At 64.8% G+C, this 698-nt stretch carries 1 protein-coding gene and 2 pseudogenes; all 3 read left to right on the top strand.

Annotation, left to right across the window (positions count from 1 at the left end):
• A pseudogene (locus E1286_RS52320) lies at positions 1-102 on the top strand (IS982 family transposase); the annotation flags it as partial.
• A 188-nt stretch (positions 103-290) separates the two neighbouring features.
• Positions 291-581, top strand: coding sequence for a DUF4158 domain-containing protein (locus E1286_RS47405; RefSeq protein WP_165970263.1), 291 nt, complete (start codon positions 291-293; stop codon positions 579-581).
• Positions 582-608: 27 nt separating this feature from the next.
• A pseudogene (locus E1286_RS52325) lies at positions 609-698 on the top strand (NUDIX hydrolase); the annotation flags it as partial.

The following is a 698-nucleotide window of genomic DNA, read 5'->3' on the forward strand; positions in this document are numbered from 1 at the left end:
GCCCGCATCGCCCAGCGCATCCTGGCGCTGACCGCCGCCATCTGGCACAACCGCGCCACCGGCGGGGCCATCACCCGATCACTGATCGCCTACGACCACTGACCCGATTTAGGACTTACTCGTCTAGGGGTCCTGGTCATATCCGGCCGGGAATTCCCGCTAAGCCTCCGAGCGTCGGCATACGGGCCATGGGGAGCATCGGGATCATGGCGGGAGAGCGCCGAGCAAGCCCGGCTCGATTGGGGCGTACCGACTGATAGTGATCTAGGATGCGCGTAGTGTGACTGTCTGTGGCACAGGAGTATCTGTCCGCCGCAAAGGTTGACCGGTATGGCCGGTTCGTGGCGGACCCGACGCCGGAAGAGCTGGAGAAGTTCTTCTTCCTGGACGCCGCCGCGCTGAAGGAAGCGCGGGACAAGCGGCGTTTGCACAATCGCCTGGGCTGGTCCATCCAGTGGGGTACGGTGCGCATGCTCGGCACGTTCCTGACCGACTCCGGGCCGGCCGATGTTCCGCAGGCGGTGGCGGAGTACGTGGCCGGGGCCTGCCCCCGAAATGTGGACACCTTGAGTACCGGATGATGGAGATCCGGAGACAAGGAGTTCCACGTGGCGATGAAGTCGTATCCGCCGGAGTTCAAGGCGGACGCCGTCGCTTTGTATCTGTCCGATCCGGGACGGACGTTGGCCTCGGTGGCC

This window comes from Nonomuraea terrae (genome assembly GCF_004348995.1).
Lineage (GTDB): Bacteria > Actinomycetota > Actinomycetes > Streptosporangiales > Streptosporangiaceae > Nonomuraea > Nonomuraea terrae.